An 18,088-nucleotide genomic window follows, 5' to 3' on the forward strand; every position below is an offset into this window, starting at 1 on the left:
CCGCGCCGCCCTGGCCCGGCGGCGCCCCCGGGCCGGGATGGCCCCCGGTCGGCTACCCGCCGCCCTACGCGTATCCCACGGCGGCGCCGCGCCGGTCGAGCGGCGGATGGGTCGTGGCCGTCGTGGTGACCGTGGTCATCGCCCTGGTGCTCGCCTTCTGCGGCTGCGTCGGCCTGGGCGTGCTCGGCAGCTTCGTCGACGACTCGACCACCTCGGGGCAGCCGTACGACCCGGAGTTCGACGAGCCCGACGGGGGCCTCGCCGGCGAGCCCACCGACGCCGCGCCGCCGGTCCCCGCCACCACCCCGTCCGGCGGGCCCGGCCGGTTCACAGTCCTGTACGAGGTGAGCGGCACGGCGACCGTCGACGTCCAGTTCTACGACGCCAACGCCGACTTCCTCCAGCTCGACGGGGTGCGGTCGCCGTTTCGGCTGGCGTTCACCGCGAACGACCGGGAACGGGTGCAGATCATCGCGTCGCCCACCGGCTCGGGCAAGGCGAGCTGCCGGATCACCATCAACGGGAAGGTCGTCTCGCAGGACTCGGGCCAGTGGGCGGCAACCTGCTTCGGCTGGTGACGCCGGCAAGGACGCGGCGGTCGTGCGGCGTCGGTGCCGGGCCGTAGGCTGGCCGGCGTGACGACGACCGATCCGCTGGTGGCCCGGATGCGGCCGTTCGGCACCACCATCTTCGCCGAGATGTCGGCGCTGGCCGTGCGCACCGGCGCGGTCAACCTCGGGCAGGGCTTCCCCGACACCGACGGGCCGCCGGAGATGCTCGCCGCGGCCGCCGAGGCGCTGCGTTCCGGCCACAACCAGTACCCGCCGGGTCCGGGCATCCCGGCGCTGCGCGCGGCCGTGGCGGCCCACCAGCGCCGGTTCTGGGGCCTGGAGTACGACCCCGACGGCGAGATCGTGGTGACCGCCGGCGCCACCGAGGCGATCGCGGCGAGCATCCTCGCCCTGTGCGAGCCGGGCGACGAGGTGGTGTGCTTCGAGCCCTACTACGACTCGTACGCGGCCTCGATCGCCCTGGCCGGCGCGGTCCGCCGCCCGGTCACGCTGCGTCCCGGCGCCGACGGCCGTTACGCCTTCGACCCGGCGGAGCTGCGCGCGGCGTTCGGGCCGCGTACCCGCCTGGTGCTGCTGAACACCCCGCACAACCCGACCGGCAAGGTCTGCACCGCCGACGAGCTGGCCCTGGTCGCCGAGCTGTGCCAGGAGCACGGCGCGTACGCGGTCACCGACGAGGTCTACGAGCACCTGCTCTTCACCGACGCCGCCGCCCCGCACCTGCCGCTGGCGACGCTCCCCGGCATGCGCGAGCGGACCCTGCGCATCTCCTCGGCCGGCAAGACGTTCTCCTGCACCGGCTGGAAGGTCGGCTGGGTGAGCGGCCCGGCGCCGCTGGTCGCCGCGGTGCTGCGGGTGAAGCAGTTCCTCACCTTCGTCAACGCCGCCCCGCTGCAACCGGCCGTGGCGGTGGCGCTCGGCCTGCCGGGCGCCTACTTCGCCGACTTCCGGGACGGCCTCCAGCAGCGGCGGGACCAGCTCGTCGCCGGCCTCACCGACGCCGGGTTCGGCGTGCTCGCGCCGGAGGGGACGTACTTCGTCACCGCCGACGTCACCCCGCTCGGCGGGCGGGACGGGGTGGAGTTCTGCCGGTCGCTTCCGGAGCGCTGCGGCGTGGTCGCGGTGCCGACCCAGGTCTTCTACGACGACGCGGAGGCGGGCCGGCGGCTGGTCCGGTTCGCGTTCTGCAAGCGGCCCGAGGTGCTCACCGAGGCGGTCACCCGGTTGCGCCGGCTCAGGGAGGACGGATGACCGACGCGTACGCCGACCGGATGCGCCGGCTCGCCGCCCAGCGCGACTGCGACACGGTGCTCTCCGGCGTCCGGCCGGCCTCGGTGCGGGAGCAGCTCACGGCGCTCGGCGGGGCCGCGCCGGAGGACCTGCTGCCCGACTTCTACGGCGAGGGCGGGGCGGTGGAGCGGCTGGAGCGCCGGGTCGCCGAGCTGCTCGGCACGGAGGCGGCCGCCTTCTTCCCGACCGGCACCATGGCGCAGCAGGTGGCGATGCGCCACGGCGCCGAGTTGACCGGCCGGGACGCGGTCGGCCTGCACCCGCTCAGCCACCCGCTGCTGCACGAGCGCGACGCGTACGCGGTGCTCGGCGGCCTGCGGGCGGTGCGGACCACGGAGGCGCCGCGCAACCCGACGGCCGAGGAGGTGGGCGCGCTCGACGAGCCGGTCGGCACGCTCTTCCTGGAGCTGCCGCTGCGGGACGCCGGCTTCGTCCTGCCGACGTGGGACGAACTGGTCGCGGTGGTCGGCGCGGCCCGGGAGCGGGGTGCCCGGGTGCACCTGGACGGGGCGCGGCTCTGGGAGTCCACCGTCCACCTGGGGCACTCGGCGGCCGAGATCGCGGCCCTGGCCGACAGCACGTACGTCTCGTTCTACAAGTCCCTCGGCGGCCACTCCGGCGCGGCCCTGGCCGGCGACGCCGAGCTGGTCCGGTACGCCCGCGCCTGGCGGCACCGCTACGGGGGCACCCTGTTCCAGCAGTGGCCGGCGGCCCTCGCCGCGCTCGCCGGCCTGGAGCGGGAGCTGCCCCGGCTGGCCGGCTACGTGGCGCACGCGAAGCGCGTGGCCGAGGCGCTGGCCGGCGTGCCCGGCGTGCGGGTCCACCCGACGCCGCCGCACACCCACCAGTTCCGGCTCTGGCTGCCGTACCCGGCGGAGGACCTGAACGCGGCCAACCTCGCCCTCGCCGAGGAGGAGAAGGTGTGGTTCGCCGGCGGCTGGCGGGACACCGAGGTGCCCGGCCTGGCGCTGACCGAGGTGACGGTGGCCGGCCCCGCGCTGGAGCTGGACGCCGACCAGATCCTCGACCTGGCCGACCGCTTCCTCTGCCGCCTCCCGCGCCCCTGACCGCCGGACCGGCCGGCGATCCGGGCCGGCCCGCCGCCCCGATCAGGCGTACAGCCGCGGTCAGGCCGCCGGGCTGGCGGCGCGGACCTGATCCGCGATGCGCTCGGCGACGGCCCGGGCGGTCGCCTCGGTGGCGGCCTCGACCATGACGCGGACCAGCGGCTCGGTGCCCGACGGGCGGAGCAGCACCCGGCCGGTCTCGCCCAGCTCGGCCTCGGCCCGCTCCACCTCGGCGCGGACGGCCGGCGCGGCGGCGCCGACGGTGCGGTCGCCGACCGGCACGTTGATCAGCACCTGGGGCAGCTTGGTGACCACGGCGGCCAGGTCGGCGAGGGACTTGCCGGTGGCGGCCATCCGCGACATCAGGTGCAGGCCGGTGAGCACGCCGTCGCCGGTGGTCGCGTACGCCGGCATCACGATGTGCCCGCTCTGCTCGCCGCCCAGCGCCAGGCCGGAGGCGCGCAGTTCCTCCAGCACGTACCGGTCGCCGACCTTGGTCTCGACCAGCCGGATGCCCTGCGCGGACATGGCCAGCCGCAGGCCGAGGTTGCTCATCACGGTGGCGACCAGGGTGTCCTGGGTCAGCTCGCCGGCCTCCCGCATGGCCAGGGCGAGGATCGCCATGACCTGGTCGCCGTCGACCTCGTCGCCGTCCGCGGTGACCGCGACGCAGCGGTCGGCGTCGCCGTCGTGGGCGATGCCGAGGTGCGCGCCGTGCTCGACCACGGCGGCGCGCAGCGCGTCGATGTGGTTGGAGCCGCATTCGTCGTTGATGTTCAGGCCGTCCGGCTCGGCGTAGATGGCGATCACCTCGGCGCCGGCCTCCCGGTACGCCACCGGGGCGACGTCGGCGGCCGCGCCGTTGGCGCAGTCGACCACGACCTTGATCCCGTCCAGCCGGTGCGGCACGGTGCCGACCAGGTGCTGGACGTAGTGGTCGGCGCCGTCGAGCAGGTCGTGCACCCGGCCGACCCCGGCGCCGATCGGGCGCTCCCAGGCGGTGGTGGCGTTCGCCTCGACGGCCGCCTCGATCCGCATCTCGATCTCGTCGGGCAGCTTGTGCCCGCCGGCGGCGAAGAGCTTGATGCCGTTGTCCGGCATCGGGTTGTGCGAGGCGGAGAGCATGACGCCCAGGTCGGCCTTGGCCTCGGCGGTGAGGAACGCGACCGCGGGGGTGGGCAGCACGCCGACCCGGACCACGTTGGCGCCGGCGCTGGTCAGCCCGGCGACCACGGCGGCCTCCAGCATCTCGCCGCTGGCCCGGGTGTCCCGGCCGACCACGGCGAGCGGCGGATGGCTCCTGTCGGTCTCGGCCAGCGTGTGGGCGGCGGCCACCGCCACCGCGAGCGCCAACTCCGGGGTGAGATCCGCGTTCGCCCGCCCGCGTACGCCGTCCGTGCCGAACAACCGGCCCATACCCGCCAACCTCCGATGGACTGCCGTTGAGAGGAGAAAAGCGGAACGGCCGGGCCACCTCCCCCGGCAAGGGGGAGGCGGACCCGGCCGTCCGTCAGAAGTACACGGCGCTGGTGGTGATCAGCGCTTCGAGTACTGGGGAGCCTTACGGGCCTTCTTGAGGCCGTACTTCTTGCTCTCCTTGACCCGGGCGTCACGGGTCAGGAAGCCGGCCTTCTTCAGGGCCGGGCGGTCGTCGGGCTCGTTGACGATCAGCGCCCGCGCGATGGCGAGCCGCAGCGCGCCGGCCTGGCCGGTGGTGCCGCCGCCACGCAGGTTGGCGATGACGTCGAACGCCTCGGGCTTCTCGGCGGTGACCAGCGGGTCCTTGATGAGCTGCTGGTGCACCTTGCTCGGGAAGTAGGCCTCGAGGTCGCGGCCGTTGCAGGTGATCTTGCCGCTGCCCGGGACGATGCGGACCCGGACGATGGCCTCCTTGCGCCGACCCACGGTCTGGATCGGGCGGTCGCCACGAGGCGCGCGCGCGACGGGCGCCGGCGCCTCGGTGGCCTCGGGGGCGACCTCGGTGGCGGTGATGTCGGTCATGCTGCTTCCTTCGCCCGCGCTCACTGCGCGATCTGCTTGATCTCGAACGGCACCGGCTGCTGCGCGCCGTGCGGGTGCTCGGCACCGGCGTAGACCTTCAGCTTCTTGAGAATCTGACGGCCCAGCTTGTTGTGCGGGAGCATGCCCTTCACGGCCAGCTCGATGGCCCGCTCGGGCCGCTTGGTCAGCAGCTCGTCGTAACCGACCCGCTTCAGACCACCCGGGTAGCCGGAGTGGCGGTAAGCGACCTTGGTCTGGCGCTTGTTGCCGGTCAGCGCGACCTTGCCCGCGTTCACGATGACGACGAAGTCGCCCGTGTCGACGTGCGGCGCGAAAGTCGGCTTGTGCTTACCACGCAGCAGCGTGGCGGCGTGGGTCGCGAGGCGGCCCAGCACGACATCAGAGGCGTCGATGACGTGCCACTGACGCTCGATCTCACCCGGCTTCGGGCTGTACGTACGCACAGGTCTACCTTGTCTCGTCGTCGGTCTGGGGTCGCGCGCCGAGGTGACCAGGCGCGCACGAACGACCAAGCGTACCTGATGCGGCACGCCTAAGAATGTCGTACAACAGCAGGCAACGATACCCGGCCGCCCGGCGGCAGGTCAAAACGGGGTGCCACCCCGCGTGGCCTGCGCCTTTCCCATGGCGGAGGTCACACGCCCGCCAGCTTACGCGACCCCGGCCGCAGGTACACCACCCAGGTCACCAGGAAACAGAGCGCGTACCAGGCGATGAAGGCCAGGTAGGCGGCGTCGGCGGTGCCGGCGGTGAGGAACGACTGCCGGAACGCCACGTTCACCAGCACCCCGCCCGAGGCGCCCACCGCCCCGGCGATGCCGATCAACGCGCCGGAGAGCCGCCGGGCCCGCCGCTCGGCCGCCTCCCGGTCCCCGGTCAGCTCCGTCTCGGCGGCGGCCCGGGCCCGGAAGATCGCCGGGATCATCTTGTACGTCGAGCCGTTGCCGATCCCGGAGAAGACGAAGAGCGCCAGGAACCCGGCCAGGTAGAGCGGGAAGGACCGGTCCCGGGCGGCGTAGAGCACCAGCCCGGCGCCGGCGGCCATCGCCACGAAGTTCCAGAAGGTGACCCGGGCCCCGCCGAGCCGGTCGGCGAGCTGGCCGCCGAACGGCCGGATCAGCGAGCCGGTCAGCGGCCCGAGGAAGGTCAGCCAGGCGGCGTCGACCGGGGTCGGGAACCGGTCGTGGAACTGGAGCTGGAGCACCTGGCCGAAGGCGAAGCCGAAGCCGATGAACGAGCCGAAGGTGCCGATGTAGAGCAGGGACATCACCCAGGTGTGCGGGTCGCGGGCCGCGGCGCGCAGCGCGCCGGGCTCGTTGCGCGCCCCCGGAACGTTGTCCAGCCAGCGCGCCGCGGCCAGCGCCGCGAGCACGATCAGCGGCAGGTAGACCGCCGGCACCAGCCGGGGGTACGCGGCGCCGGCGGTGGCCAGCACCGCCAGCCCGACGAGCTGTACGGCCGGCACGCCGAGGTTGCCGCCGCCGGCGTTGAGCCCGAGCGCCCGGCCCTTGAGCCGGTCCGGGAAGAACAGGTTGATGTTCGCCATGGAGGAGGCGAAGTTGCCGCCACCGACGCCGGTCAGGCAGGCCAGCACCATGAGCGTGGCGTACGACACGCCGGGTTCGATGAGCACCGCCATGGGCACGGCCGGCACCAGCAGCAGCAGCGCGCTCACGATGGTCCAGTTCCGCCCGCCGAACCGGGCCACCGCCAGGGTGTACGGCAGCCGCAGCACCGCGCCCAGCGCGGCCGGCACGGCGGTGAGCAGGAACTTCCCGGCGGGGTCGATGCCGAATTCGGGGCCGAGGAAGAGCACCATCACCGACCAGAGGCTCCACACGGAGAAGCCGACGTGCTCGGCGAAGATCGAGACGTACAGGTTGCGGCGGGCGATCGGCGCGCCGGTCGTGGCCCAGAACTCCGGGTCCTCCGGGCGCCATTCGGTGATCCGTCCCGGGCGGCCGGCGGCGGCCGGGGCCAGGGTGGTGGGGGAAGCGAGCGTGCTCACGGCGACTCCTCCTCGTCGGTGACGAGGGGGACGCTAGGAACGGGCGGTTTCCCGGCCGTGCCCGTCGCGGGTCGGTCCGGAAACGGAGATCGCACGTCCGTCGGCGGGCGGCGGTGAAGCGGTCAGATCTCCTGGAGGATGCGCAGCGCGCGGGCGACCCGCTGCATGGTCTCGGTGTCGGCCACGTCCACGCACTCGGTGAACCACTTCTTCATGGGCGAGGAGAGCCGGTCGGGCATCACCACGTAGCCGCCCATCGCCACGGCCAGGGGCGAGTCGCGCAGCAGCGACTCCTCGACCACCTCGACCACGATCACGATCGGCACCGCGGTGGAGTTGTAGACGTCGGAGCTGATGACCAGGCCGAGCCGTTCCCGGGCGCCGGAGATGCGCCAGATCTCGCCCCTACGCAGCACGCGGGCGCCCGCCGCCGAACAGCGCGTCGTCGACCATCGCGGCCTCCTGGGCGTCGGCCAGGGCGGCGGACTCCAGGTCCAGGCCGGCGCGGGCGACCGCCTCGGCGTGCGCGGTGAAGACCTCGCGCAGCGCCTTCTCCCGGGCGGCCTGGTCCATCCAGGCGGAGAGGGAGAGCCCTTCCCGCTTGGCGAACCGGCGCGCCTCCTCGATCGTCTCGTCGGAGAACGACAGTGTCACCTTGGCGGTCATGCCGGAGAGATTACCCATTGGTATGACCGCCAGTCATCCCCGCTCGCACCCGTCGCCGAACCGGACACCCGGCCACGCTCAGGGACGGCGGCCACCGAACACCGCGAACCGCCACTCCTTGAAGAAGCAGTCCACGTCGACCAGGCCGGCCTCGGCGAGCCAGCGGCACTGGTCGGTCACCGGCGCCGGCCGGTCGTGCCGCATCCGCTCGCGGGCCCCGGCGATCTCCGCGGCGTCCGAGCCCAGCTCGGTGATCCGGGCCGTCCACACCTCGTCGTAGCGCCGGTCGAGGGCGGGGGTCGGGCCGGCCACCTGCTCGGCGTTGACGAAGACGCCGCCGGGCGCCAGCGCCTCGGCCGCCCGCCGGTAGAGCGCCCGCTTGCCGTCGTCGTCCAGGTGGTGGATGGCCAGCGCGGAGACCACCGCGTCGTAGCGGCCGGCCGGCAGCGGGTCGGCCAGGTCGGCGAGCGACGTGCGGTGCGGCACCCCGCGGGCGGCCAGGTGGCCGGTGGCCACCGCCAGCATGCCGGGCGCCGCGTCGACCAGGGTCAGCCGGACCCCGGGGACCGCCGCGGCCAGCAGCAGGGAGAGCAGGCCGGTACCCGCGCCCAGGTCCAGCACCTCGGGGGTACGCCCCGCGGCGAGCGCCGCCCGCAGCGGCGGCGCGGCCACCTCGACCGCTGTGCCGTAGAAGGCGTCGAAGCAGGGTACGAGCCGGCGCCGGGCCGCGTCGTAGCTTCCCGCCACCGCGTCGAACGCGTCCGCCACACTCATCGCGCCTCCCAGAATCCGAGATTTTCGTCCCACATTCTAAGCCCTGCCGACCGGCTCGTCACTCCCGTGCGGTGTGAGGTGCTCTTGACAGGACCGAAACAGAAGGGACCCGGACCGGAAACCGCCTGACGGCACGCTTTCCCGACATGACAGACGGTGCACGCGTGGCGACGCGACCGGGGGTACGGCCACCCCGGGAGGCGGCCACGCACTGCCCCTACTGCGCGCTCCAGTGCGGCATGGTGCTGCGGGAGGCCGGGGAGCGGATCGAGGTCGCGCCCCGGGACTTCCCCACCAACCGGGGCGGCCTCTGCCAGAAGGGCTGGACCGCCGCGGACCTGCTCGACCACCCGGACCGGCTGACCACCCCGCTGCTGCGCGACCGGCCCGGCGGCGACCTGCGCCCGGCCAGCTGGGACGAGGCGCTCGACCGGGTGACCGCCGGGCTGCGGGCGGTCCAGGAGCGGCACGGGCGGGACGCCGTCGCGGTCTTCGGCGGCGGCGGGCTGACCAACGAGAAGGCGTACGCGCTCGGCAAGTTCGCCCGGGTGGCGCTGCGCACCCGGCACATCGACTACAACGGACGGTGGTGCATGTCCTCGGCCGCGGCGGCCGGGATGCGCGCGTTCGGCCTCGACCGGGGGCTCCCCTTCCCCCTCGCCGACCTCGGCCGGGCGGACACCCTGCTGCTGGTCGGCGCGAACCCGGCCGAGACCATGCCGCCGCTGATGCGCCACCTCGCCGACCAGCGCGAGCGGGGCGGCCGGCTGATCGTGGTCGACCCGCGGCTCACCGCCACCGCCCGCCAGGCGGACCTGCACCTGCAACCGCTGCCCGGCACCGACCTGGCGGTGGCCAACGCGCTGCTGCACATCGCGCTCACCGAGGGATGGCTGGACCGGGCGTACGTGGCCGACCGGACCACCGGCTTCGACGAGGTCCGGCGGACCGTGGCCGGCTGCTGGCCGGCCGAGGTGGAGCGACTCTCCGGGGTGCCGGTGGCCGACCTGGAGGCGACCGCCCGGGCCCTGGCCACCGTGGACCGCGCGATCATCCTCACCGCACGGGGCGCCGAGCAGCACGCCAAGGGCGTGGACACGGTCACCGCGTTCATCAACCTGGCGCTCGCCCTGGGCCTGCCCGGCCGCCCCGGCTCCGGCTACGGCTGCCTCACCGGGCAGGGCAACGGGCAGGGCGGCCGGGAGCACGGGCAGAAGGCCGACCAGCTCCCCGGCTACCGGCGGATCGACGACCCGGCGGCCCGGGAGCACGTGGCGGCGGTCTGGGGCGTCGACCCCGCCGCGCTGCCCGGGCCCGGCGTACCGGCCTACCAGCTCCTCGACTCGCTCGGCACCGCGCACGGCCCCCGGGCGCTGCTGGTCTTCGGCTCCAACCCGGTGGTGTCCGCGCCCCGCGCGGCCCGGGTCGAGTCCCGGCTGCGCGACCTGGACCTGCTCGTGGTGGCCGACCTCCTGCGCTCGGAGACCGCCGAGCTGGCCGACGTGGTGCTGCCCGTCGCCCAGTGGGCCGAGGAGGACGGCACCATGACCAACCTGGAGGGTCGGGTGCTGCGCCGCCGTGCCCTGCGCGAGCCCCCGCCCGGCGTCCGCACCGACCTGGCCGTCCTCGCCGGGCTGGCGGCCCGCCTCGACGCGCCCGGCGCGTTCCCCACCGACCCGGCGGCGGTCTTCGCCGAACTGCGCCGCGCCTCGGCCGGCGGGCCGGCCGACTACGCCGGGGTGAGCTGGGACCGGATCGACGCCGACACCGGCGTCTTCTGGCCCTGCCCGGACGAGGACGGGCCGGACACCCCGCGGCTCTTCGCCGACCGGTTCCCCACCCCGGACGGCCGGGCCCGGTTCCGGGCGGTGACCCACCGGCCGGCCGCCGAGCCGGTCTGCGCCGACTACCCGCTGCACTTCACCACCGGCCGGGTGCTCGCCCAGTACCAGTCCGGCGCGCAGACCCGACGGATCGCCGCGCTGCACAGGGCCGCCCCCGGCGGCTTCGTGGAGCTGCACCCCGACCTGGCCGGCCGGCTCGGCGTCGCCGACGGCGAGGAGGTCCGGGTGGTCTCCCGTCGGGGCGAACTGCGCGCGCCGGCCCGGCTCAGCCCGGCGATCCGGCCGGACACCGTCTTCGCGCCGTTCCACTGGCCGGGGGCGGCGCGCGCCAACTCGGTGACCAACGACGCCGTCGACCCGGTCTCCGGGATGCCCGAGTTCAAGATCTGCGCCGTCCGGGTGGAGAAGGCATGACCGAGCGAATCGTCATCGTGGGATACGGCATGGCGGGCGCCCGCCTCGCCGCCGAACTGCACGCGCGGGGCGGGGACCGGAAGGTCACCGTGCTCGGGGCGGAGCCGCACCGGGCGTACAACCGGATCATGCTCTCCACCCTGCTCGCCGGGAAGATCGACGAGCCGGACGTGGAGCTGGCCGAGGTCGCCGGGCAGGGCGCGGACGTGCGCACCGGCACCGCGGTCACCGCCATCGACCGGGCCGCCCGGCAGGTACGCACCGCCGACGGCGACCGGCACGGCTACGACCACCTGGTCCTGGCCACCGGCAGCCGGGCCCTGGTGCCGCCGCTACCCGGGCTCAACCCGCTCCCCGACCGGGTGGTCCCGTTCCGCACCCTGGACGACTGCCGGCGGATCCTCGCCGCCGCCCGGGGCGCCCGCAGCGCCCTGGTCCTCGGCGGTGGGCTGCTCGGGCTGGAGGCGGCCCGCGGGCTCGCCGCCCGAGGGCTGGCCGTGACGGTGGTCCACCCGGTCGGGCACCTGATGGAGCGGCAGCTCGACCAGCCGGCCGGCGCGGTCCTCGCCGGCACCCTCGCCGGGCTCGGGGTGCGCACCCGGCTGGGCGTCACGGCGACCGGGGTGACCGCCGACGCCGACGGTGTCCGCCTCGACCTCGGCGACGGCGACTCGCTCGCGGCCGACCTGCTGGTCCTCTCCTGCGGCGTACGCCCGGACACCGCGCTGGCCGCGGCGGCCGGGCTGGCCGTGGACCGGGGCGTGGTGGTGGACGACCGGATGCGCACCAGCGACCGGCGGATCTCGGCCATCGGCGACTGCGCCCAGCACGACGGGACGCTGACCGGCCTGGTCGCCCCGGCATGGGCGCAGGCCCGGGTGGTGGCCGAGGTGCTGACCGGAGACGACCCGCTGGTCCGCTACCGGCCGCGGCCGGTGGTGACCCGGCTCAAGGCGGCCGGCATCGACCTGGCCGCGATGGGCGACGCGGCCGGCGCGCCGGACGGGGGCGGGCCGGTCGAGGAGCTGACCTTCGCCGACCCGGCCCGGGGCACGTACGCCCGGCTGCGGATCCGCGACGAGCGGCTGACCGGGGCCATCCTGCTCGGCGACAACCCGGCGGTCGGCACCGTGGTGCAGCTCTTCGACCGCGGCGCACCGGTGCCGGCGGACCGGCGGTCGCTGCTGCTCGGGCGGGCGTTCGGCGCCGCCCCGGCCACGCCCGCCGCGTCCCCGGCGCTGATGCCGGACGCGGCAACGGTGTGCCAGTGCAACGACGTGAGCAAGGGCGCCCTGGTGGCGTGCTGGCGCGCCGGCGCGCGGACCGCCGCGGAGCTGTCCGCGGCGACCCGGGCGGCCACCGGGTGCGGTGGCTGCCGGGACGCGGTGGCCGGCATCGCCGGGTGGCTCGCCGAGGTGGATCCGGTGACGGCGCGATGAGCGGACGTCCCGGGGAAGTTCAGCGGATGGACCGTGTGGAGGTGACGCGATGAGCGGCGACAGGCTGGTGGTCGTCGGCAACGGCATGGTCGGGCAGCGCTTCGTCGAGGCGTTGCGGGCCCGGGACCAGGAGCGGCGCTGGCAGGTCACGGTGCTCGGCGAGGAGCGGCGGCCGGCGTACGACCGGGTGCGGCTCTCGGCCTTCTTCGACGGGGTGAGCGCCGAGGAGCTGAACCTGCACACCCCCGACGACGGGGTGGAGCTGCGGCTCGGCGAGCCGGCGCTGACCGTCGACCGGGCGCGGCGGGTGGTGACGACCCCGTCCGGCGAGCACCCGTACGACGCGCTGGTGCTGGCCACCGGCTCGTCGGCGTTCGTGCCCCCGATCGCCGGCGCCGACCTGCCGGGGGTCTTCGTCTACCGGACGCTGGACGACCTGGCGGCGATCCGCGCGCACGCCGAGGGCCGGCGCACCGGGGCGGTGATCGGCGGCGGGCTGCTCGGCCTGGAGGCGGCGAACGCGCTGCGCCTGCTGGGCCTGGACACCAGCGTGGTCGAGTTCGCGCCCCGGCTCATGCCGGTGCAGGTGGACGAGGCGGGCGGGGCGATGCTCCGCCGCTACGTCGAGGAACTGGGTGTCACCACGTACCTCGGGGTGGCCACCAGCGCGCTGCGCCCCGGCCCGGACGGCACGGTCGGCGCGCTGGAACTCTCCGACGGCCGCACGGTCGAGGCGGACCTGGTCGTGGTGGCCGCCGGCATCCGGCCCCGGGACGAGCTGGCCCGGGCGGCGGGGCTGCCCCTCGGCCCGCGCGGCGGGGTGCTGGTCGACGCGGGCTGCCGGACGGCGGACGAGCGGATCTGGGCGGTCGGCGAGTGCGCCGCCGTGGACGGCACCTGCCACGGCCTGGTCGCCCCCGGGTACGCGACCGCCGAGGTGGTCGCCGACCGGCTGCTCGGCGGGGCGGCCACCTTCCCCGGCGCGGACACCGCCACCAAGCTCAAGCTGCTCGGCGTGGACGTGGCCTCGTTCGGCGACGCGCACGGCGTCACCCCGGGCTGCCTCGACGTCACCTTCACCGACCCGGCCACCCGGGCGTACGCGAAACTGGTCCTGTCCGACGACGCGAAGACGCTGCTCGGCGGCGTGCTGGTGGGCGACGCGAGCGCGTACCCGACGCTGCGGGCGAGTGTCGGCGGGCCACTGCCCGCTCCCCCGCTGGCGCTGCTGGCCCCGGCGGGCGGTGCGGGCGCCGGGGCCGGCGCGCTGCCGGCCGCCGCGCAGGTCTGCTCCTGCAACGCGGTGACCCGGGCCGACCTGGACGCGGCCATCGCCGGCGGGGCGACCGACGTGCCGGCGCTGAAGGCGTGCACCCGGGCCGGGACGAGCTGCGGCTCCTGCGTGCCGATGCTCAAGCAGCTCCTGGACGCGGCCGGGGTGCAGCAGTCCACCGCGCTCTGCGAGCACTTCGACGCCGGCCGGCAGGAACTCTTCGACATCGTCCGGGTCCGGGGCATCCGCACCTTCTCCCAACTCATCGCCGAGCACGGGCGCGGGCGCGGCTGCGACATCTGCAAGCCGGTGGTGGCCTCGATCCTCGCCTCGCTCGGCACCGGGCACGTGCTCGACGGCGAACAGGCGTCCCTCCAGGACACCAACGACCACTTCCTGGCCAACCTGCAGCGCGACGGCAGCTACTCGGTGGTGCCGCGGATCCCCGGCGGCGAGATCACCCCGGAGAAGCTCATCGTGATCGGCGAGGTGGCCCGGGACTTCCGGCTCTACACCAAGATCACCGGCGGGCAGCGGATCGACCTGTTCGGCGCCCGGGTCGAGCAGCTCCCGCAGATCTGGCGCCGGCTGGTGGACGCCGGCTTCGAGTCCGGCCACGCGTACGGCAAGGCACTGCGGACCGTGAAGTCCTGCGTCGGCGAGACCTGGTGCCGGTACGGGGTGCAGGACTCGGTCGGGCTGGCCGTCGCGCTGGAACTGCGCTACCGGGGGCTGCGCGCCCCGCACAAGCTCAAGTCGGCGGTCTCCGGCTGCGCCCGGGAGTGCGCCGAGGCCCGCAGCAAGGACTTCGGCATCATCGCCACCGAGACCGGCTGGAACCTCTACGTCGGCGGCAACGGCGGGTTCCGGCCCCGGCACGCCGACCTGTTCGCCACCGACCTGGGCACAGAAGCGCTGATTACGCTGATCGACAGATTCCTGATGTTCTACATCCGCACCGCCGACCGGTTGCAGCGCACCGCCGCCTGGATCGAGGCGATGGACGGCGGTCTCGACCACCTCCGGTCGGTGCTCGTGGACGACTCGCTCGGGCTCTGCGCCGAACTCGACGCGGCCATGGCCCGGCACGTCGCCGGGTACTCCGACGAGTGGCGGGACGTGCTGGAGGACCCGGAGCGGCTGCGCCGCTTCACCTCCTTCGTCAATGCCCCCGACGTGCCCGACCCGTCCATCAGCTTCGCGGTGGAGCGCGGCCAACCGGTGCCCGCCCGCGGCGCCCCGCCGGGCGCCGACGGTCGCCGCCAGCCGGTCGCGCTGGGCCTTCCGGAGGTACGGCGATGAGCGCCCCGACGATGCTGGCCTGGACGGCGGTCTGCCCGCTCGACCGGCTGGACCCGGACCGGGGCGTGGCCGCCCTGGTCGACGGGGTGCAGGTGGCCCTCTTCCACACCGGCGGCGAGCTGTACGCGGTCGACAACCTCGACCCGGTCGGCGGCGCGCAGGTGATGTCCCGGGGCATCGTGGGCAGCCGCGGCGGCCTGCCGACGCTCGCCTCCCCGCTGCACAAGCAGGTCTACGACCTGACCACCGGGCGGTGCCTGGACCTCCCTGGCGTGGCGCTGCGGCGGCACGAGGTGCGCTGCCGGGACGGCCTGGTCGAGGTGCGGTTGCGACAGGAGGAGTGATGCGGGAGGAACTGGCCGGCTTCACCATCGGGGTCACCGCGGACCGGCGGCGCGACGAGCTGGCCGCGCTGCTCCAGCGGCGGGGTGCGCGGGTGGTGCTCGCCCCGGCGCTGCGGATCGTGCCGCTGGCCGACGACACCGACCTGCGCGAGGCCACCCGGACGTGCCTGGAGCGCCCGCCGGACGTGCTCATGGCGAACACCGGCATCGGGATGCGCGGCTGGCTGGAGGCGGCCGAGGGCTGGGGGCTGGCCGAGCCGTTGCGCGGCGTGCTGGCCCGGTCGTACGTGGTGGCCCGCGGTCCCAAGGCGACCGGGGCGATCCGGGCGGCCGGGCTGCGCGAGCACTGGTCCCCCGCCTCGGAGAGCTGCGACGAGGTGGTCGAGCACCTGGTCCGGCGCGGGGTGGCCGGCCAGGTCATCGCGCTGCAACTGCACGGCGAGCGGCAGCCGGAGTGCACCGAGGCGCTGGAGGCGGCCGGGGCCACGGTGATCGAGGTGCCGGTCTACCGCTGGGCGCCGCCCACCGACCCGGCGCCGCTGCACCGGCTGATCGACCTGGTCGCCGGGCGGATGGTCGACGCGGTGACGTTCACCTCCGCCCCGGCGGCCGAGGCGCTGCTGCGGGCGGCCGGGGACCGGACCGAGACGGTGCTGGCGGCCCTGCGCGGGGACGTGCTGGCCAGCTGCGTCGGTGCGGTCACCGCCGAGCCCCTGGTGCGGCGGGGGGTACCGGTGAGCGCCCCGAACCGGGCCCGGCTCGGCGCCCTGGTCCGGACCATCGTCGACGAGCTGCCCCGCCGGACGGTGACCGTGAAGGCCGGCGGCCACCTGCTGACCCTGCGCGGCCACGCCGCCGTGGTGGACGGTGAGCTGCGCCCGCTCGCGCCGGCCCCGATGGCGGTGCTGCGGGCGCTCGCGGCCGCGCCGGGGAAGGTGCTGTCCCGCACCGCCCTGCTGCGTACCCTGCCCCGGGGCGCGGACGAGCACGCGGTGGAGATGGCGGTCGCCCGCCTGCGGGTCGGGCTCGACGCCCCCCGCGTGGTGCAGACCGTGGTCAAGCGCGGCTACCGGCTGCGGGTCGACTGACCCGCCGCCGGCCGGCCGTCACCCGACCGGGGCCGCGAAGCCGTGCTCGGCCTGGAGCCGGAGCATGGCGTGCTCGACCACGGTCACCAGCACCTGCTTGACCGAGTCGCGCCGCCGCGCGTCGCACATCACCAGCGGCACGTCCGGCGAGATGGCCAGCGCCTCGCGGATCTCCTCCAGCTCGTAGTGCGGCGCGTCGTCGAACCGGTTCAGCGCCACCACGTACGGCAGGTTGCGGTTCTCGAAGTAGTCCAGCGGCGCGAAGGCGTCGGTGATCCGGCGGGTGTCCACCAGCACGGCCGCGCCCACCGCTCCCCGGATGATCTCGTCCCACATGAACCAGAAGCGGGTCTGGCCCGGCGTGCCGAAGAGGTAGAGGATCAGGTCCTCGGCCATGGTGATCCGGCCGAAGTCCATGGCGACCGTGGTGGTCTCCTTGCCGGGCACCTTCGACGGGTCGTCGATGCCGACACCCGCCGCGGTCATCAGCGCCTCGGTGGTCAGCGGCTGGATCTCGGAGATCGCGCCCACCAGGGTGGTCTTGCCCACCCCGAAGCCGCCCGCGATGACGATCTTCGCGGAGATGATCTCCCGGCTGCGGCTCGCCCCGGCGGGGTCATAGTTCGCGAAGTCCACTTAGCACCCTTCCAAGCAGGTTCATCCGCGCCGCGAACCCCGTCGCGGGAGCGGCAGTGTGTAGCGTCAGCAGGCCCTCGGCCACCATGTCGGCGACCAGCACCCGGGTGACGCCCAGCGGCATCCGGGTGTACGCGGCGATCTCCGCCAGCGACTGTGCCCGGCCCTCGCAGACCGAGGCGATGCGGTACTTGTCGTGCCCGGCGAACCGCGCCTCGGCCGACTGGGTGGGCGTGCACGACAGCACCGCCTCGAGCGCGATGTTCTGCAACGGCTCGGTGCGGCCACGGGTGACCGCGTACGGTCGCACCAGCGCGCCACGCGGGTCTCGTCGTGGTTCCATCTCGCGATCACCTCCCCTCGTACGGAGCCGGACGGGCTCCCGGCCAAGTCACCCGACGGCCGGTCAGGGCCGGACGGCGTCCCTCGGCAGCGGGACCAGTGCCTGGCCGACCCGTTCCACCAGCAGTGCCATCTCGTAGCCCACCTGGCCGACGTCGCAGCTCCGCGCGGCCAGCACGGCCATCGACGAGCCGTCGCTGATGGACATGAGGAAGAGATATCCACTGTCCATCTCGATGACGGTCTGGAGCACCCCGCCGGCGCTGAACATCCGGGCGGCGCCCTCGGTCAGGCTCACCACGCCGGAGGTGATCGCGGCGAGCTGGTCGGCCCGGTCCCCCGGCAGATCGCGGGAGGAGGCGAGCAGCAGCCCGTCCGCGGACACCGCCACCACGTGGGCGATGCCCGCCACGCTGTCGGCGAAGTTGGTGAGCAGCCAACCCATGTCCTGCATGGCCGCTGGCCTGTTCATCGGTTCGTCTCCTTGGTCGAGGTGCTGTTCAGGTCCGCGCCGGCCGTCCGACCCCGCTGCACACCGCGGTGGTAGGCCGACAGCAGGCCGCGTACTTCGTCCGGGGTGCGCCGGGTGCTGGCCCGGCTGCCCTTCGGCTCGATGCCGCCAGGCACGAGCTGGGCCTGCGGCACCCGCTTGGGCAGGCCGGAACGGGTCGTGCCGGCGTTGGCGGGCTCCGCGGCCTTGCTGGCCCGCGACCAGCCCTCGTCGGCGGCCGTCCGCCAGGCCTCCGGGTCGATCGCCGGCGGCGTCGGCGTCGGCGCCCGGGGTGCGGGTCGGCAGCGGCGGCGGGGAGGCGCCGGCCGGCTGCGCCGAGGCGGCGGCCTGCGCCGGGGCCGGCGCCGGCTCCTCGTCGAACCGGGGGCGCGTGAAGATCGTGGTCTCGTCCTCGCCGTGCGAGCGGAACCAGACCGCCTCCATCTCCCGGAAGATCGGCGCCTCGGCCGCCCGGGCCGGCCGGGCCCGCGCCGCCGGTGCGACGCGTGTCACGTGG

General features: G+C 74.9%; 18 protein-coding genes and 1 pseudogene. 8 read left to right on the plus strand and 11 right to left on the minus strand.

What is annotated here, in order from left to right; genetic code table 11:
• The 3 genes from B0E53_RS18715 to B0E53_RS18725 all read left to right on the plus strand — a co-directional run.
• The coding region (locus B0E53_RS18715) for an MmpS family transport accessory protein (RefSeq protein ID WP_246835474.1) at positions 1-578 on the plus strand (578 nt) is incomplete at its 5' end.
• A gap of 57 nt (positions 579-635) precedes the next feature.
• Positions 636-1,823: a pyridoxal phosphate-dependent aminotransferase gene (locus B0E53_RS18720; protein ID WP_107077263.1), complete on the plus strand. Its 1,188-nt coding sequence runs from the start codon at positions 636-638 to the stop codon at positions 1,821-1,823.
• The gene (locus B0E53_RS18725; protein ID WP_107077250.1) at positions 1,820-2,929 is read left to right on the plus strand and encodes a beta-eliminating lyase-related protein; all 1,110 of its coding nucleotides are present in this window, start codon (positions 1,820-1,822) and stop codon (positions 2,927-2,929) included. Before B0E53_RS18720 ends, B0E53_RS18725 begins: the two co-directional genes overlap by 4 nt.
• A 60-nt stretch (positions 2,930-2,989) precedes the next feature.
• Here B0E53_RS18725 and glmM read toward each other — a convergent pair whose 3' ends face one another.
• The 7 genes from glmM to B0E53_RS18760 all read right to left on the minus strand — a co-directional run bounded on the left by glmM (position 2,990) and on the right by B0E53_RS18760 (position 8,399).
• Positions 2,990-4,345 carry a phosphoglucosamine mutase gene (glmM, locus tag B0E53_RS18730; protein ID WP_107077251.1) on the minus strand — a complete coding sequence of 452 codons (1,356 nt, stop codon included), beginning with the start codon at positions 4,343-4,345 and terminating at the stop codon, positions 2,990-2,992.
• 120 nt (positions 4,346-4,465) lie between these two features.
• The gene (gene rpsI / locus B0E53_RS18735; RefSeq protein ID WP_107077252.1) at positions 4,466-4,930 is read right to left on the minus strand and encodes a 30S ribosomal protein S9; all 465 of its coding nucleotides are present in this window, start codon (positions 4,928-4,930) and stop codon (positions 4,466-4,468) included.
• A 20-nt stretch (positions 4,931-4,950) separates the two neighbouring features.
• Positions 4,951-5,394 carry a 50S ribosomal protein L13 gene (rplM, locus tag B0E53_RS18740; protein ID WP_107077253.1) on the minus strand — a complete coding sequence of 148 codons (444 nt, stop codon included), beginning with the start codon at positions 5,392-5,394 and terminating at the stop codon, positions 4,951-4,953.
• A 191-nt stretch (positions 5,395-5,585) separates the two neighbouring features.
• On the minus strand, positions 5,586-6,959 hold the full coding sequence (locus B0E53_RS18745) for a nitrate/nitrite transporter (protein ID WP_210406132.1): 1,374 nt from the start codon (positions 6,957-6,959) through the stop codon (positions 5,586-5,588).
• A gap of 122 nt (positions 6,960-7,081) precedes the next feature.
• Positions 7,082-7,375 carry a type II toxin-antitoxin system PemK/MazF family toxin gene (locus B0E53_RS18750; protein WP_107077254.1) on the minus strand — a complete coding sequence of 98 codons (294 nt, stop codon included), beginning with the start codon at positions 7,373-7,375 and terminating at the stop codon, positions 7,082-7,084.
• Positions 7,365-7,625 (minus strand): DUF6364 family protein, encoded by a 261-nt coding sequence (locus tag B0E53_RS18755; RefSeq protein WP_210406133.1) that lies wholly within the window; start codon positions 7,623-7,625, stop codon positions 7,365-7,367. The genes B0E53_RS18750 and B0E53_RS18755 overlap by 11 nt, the downstream gene beginning before the upstream one ends.
• A 78-nt stretch (positions 7,626-7,703) precedes the next feature.
• Positions 7,704-8,399 carry a class I SAM-dependent methyltransferase gene (locus B0E53_RS18760; protein WP_107077256.1) on the minus strand — a complete coding sequence of 232 codons (696 nt, stop codon included), beginning with the start codon at positions 8,397-8,399 and terminating at the stop codon, positions 7,704-7,706.
• A gap of 146 nt (positions 8,400-8,545) precedes the next feature.
• Here B0E53_RS18760 and B0E53_RS18765 point away from each other — a divergent pair, with 146 nt between their 5' ends.
• From B0E53_RS18765 to B0E53_RS18785, 5 genes are read left to right on the plus strand one after another with little or no spacing between them, the layout of a single operon-like run.
• Positions 8,546-10,657, plus strand: a complete 2,112-nt coding sequence (locus tag B0E53_RS18765; RefSeq protein WP_107077257.1) for a molybdopterin oxidoreductase family protein — start codon at positions 8,546-8,548, stop codon at positions 10,655-10,657.
• Entirely contained in the window at positions 10,654-12,096 is a 1,443-nt protein-coding gene (locus B0E53_RS18770; RefSeq protein ID WP_107077258.1) for an FAD-dependent oxidoreductase, read from the plus strand. The genes B0E53_RS18765 and B0E53_RS18770 overlap by 4 nt, the downstream gene beginning before the upstream one ends.
• A 49-nt stretch (positions 12,097-12,145) precedes the next feature.
• Positions 12,146-14,671, plus strand: a complete 2,526-nt coding sequence (gene nirB, locus B0E53_RS18775; protein ID WP_107077259.1) for a nitrite reductase large subunit NirB — start codon at positions 12,146-12,148, stop codon at positions 14,669-14,671.
• Complete coding sequence (gene nirD, locus B0E53_RS18780; protein ID WP_107077260.1) at positions 14,668-15,015, plus strand: nitrite reductase small subunit NirD; 348 nt, start codon at positions 14,668-14,670, stop codon at positions 15,013-15,015. Before nirB ends, nirD begins: the two co-directional genes overlap by 4 nt.
• Entirely contained in the window at positions 15,015-16,103 is a 1,089-nt protein-coding gene (locus B0E53_RS18785; protein WP_107077261.1) for a uroporphyrinogen-III synthase, read from the plus strand. The genes nirD and B0E53_RS18785 overlap by 1 nt, the downstream gene beginning before the upstream one ends.
• An 18-nt stretch (positions 16,104-16,121) precedes the next feature.
• Here B0E53_RS18785 and B0E53_RS18790 read toward each other — a convergent pair whose 3' ends face one another.
• The 4 genes and pseudogenes from B0E53_RS18790 to B0E53_RS18805 all read right to left on the minus strand — a co-directional run.
• On the minus strand, positions 16,122-16,739 hold the full coding sequence (locus B0E53_RS18790; RefSeq protein ID WP_107077262.1) for an ATP/GTP-binding protein: 618 nt from the start codon (positions 16,737-16,739) through the stop codon (positions 16,122-16,124).
• Positions 16,720-17,082, minus strand: coding sequence for a DUF742 domain-containing protein (locus tag B0E53_RS18795; protein WP_091262733.1), 363 nt, complete (start codon positions 17,080-17,082; stop codon positions 16,720-16,722). The genes B0E53_RS18790 and B0E53_RS18795 overlap by 20 nt, the downstream gene beginning before the upstream one ends.
• Before the next feature lie 63 nt (positions 17,083-17,145).
• A complete protein-coding gene (locus tag B0E53_RS18800; protein WP_091262735.1) occupies positions 17,146-17,553 on the minus strand; it encodes a roadblock/LC7 domain-containing protein in 408 nt (135 codons plus the stop codon).
• Positions 17,550-18,088: pseudogene (locus B0E53_RS18805) on the minus strand (ATPase); the annotation flags it as partial. The gene B0E53_RS18800 and the pseudogene B0E53_RS18805, both read right to left, overlap by 4 nt.

It is taken from the genome of Micromonospora sp. MH33, from assembly GCF_003013775.1.
Taxonomy (GTDB): domain Bacteria; phylum Actinomycetota; class Actinomycetes; order Mycobacteriales; family Micromonosporaceae; genus Micromonospora; species Micromonospora fulviviridis.

What these genes read in the sequence shown, in the direction of transcription:
- B0E53_RS18725 (WP_107077250.1), top strand. Translation starts at nt 1,820, where the DNA reads ATGACCGACGCGTACGCCGACCGGATGCGCCGGCTCGCCGCCCAGCGC.
- glmM (WP_107077251.1), bottom strand. Translation starts at nt 4,345, where the DNA reads ATGGGCCGGTTGTTCGGCACGGACGGCGTACGCGGGCGGGCGAACGCG.
- rpsI (WP_107077252.1), bottom strand. Translation starts at nt 4,930, where the DNA reads ATGACCGACATCACCGCCACCGAGGTCGCCCCCGAGGCCACCGAGGCG.
- B0E53_RS18755 (WP_210406133.1), bottom strand. Translation starts at nt 7,625, where the DNA reads ATGACCGCCAAGGTGACACTGTCGTTCTCCGACGAGACGATCGAGGAG.
- B0E53_RS18760 (WP_107077256.1), bottom strand. Translation starts at nt 8,399, where the DNA reads ATGAGTGTGGCGGACGCGTTCGACGCGGTGGCGGGAAGCTACGACGCG.
- B0E53_RS18765 (WP_107077257.1), top strand. Translation starts at nt 8,546, where the DNA reads ATGACAGACGGTGCACGCGTGGCGACGCGACCGGGGGTACGGCCACCC.
- B0E53_RS18770 (WP_107077258.1), top strand. Translation starts at nt 10,654, where the DNA reads ATGACCGAGCGAATCGTCATCGTGGGATACGGCATGGCGGGCGCCCGC.
- nirB (WP_107077259.1), top strand. Translation starts at nt 12,146, where the DNA reads ATGAGCGGCGACAGGCTGGTGGTCGTCGGCAACGGCATGGTCGGGCAG.
- nirD (WP_107077260.1), top strand. Translation starts at nt 14,668, where the DNA reads ATGAGCGCCCCGACGATGCTGGCCTGGACGGCGGTCTGCCCGCTCGAC.
- B0E53_RS18785 (WP_107077261.1), top strand. Translation starts at nt 15,015, where the DNA reads ATGCGGGAGGAACTGGCCGGCTTCACCATCGGGGTCACCGCGGACCGG.
- B0E53_RS18795 (WP_091262733.1), bottom strand. Translation starts at nt 17,082, where the DNA reads ATGGAACCACGACGAGACCCGCGTGGCGCGCTGGTGCGACCGTACGCG.
- B0E53_RS18800 (WP_091262735.1), bottom strand. Translation starts at nt 17,553, where the DNA reads ATGAACAGGCCAGCGGCCATGCAGGACATGGGTTGGCTGCTCACCAAC.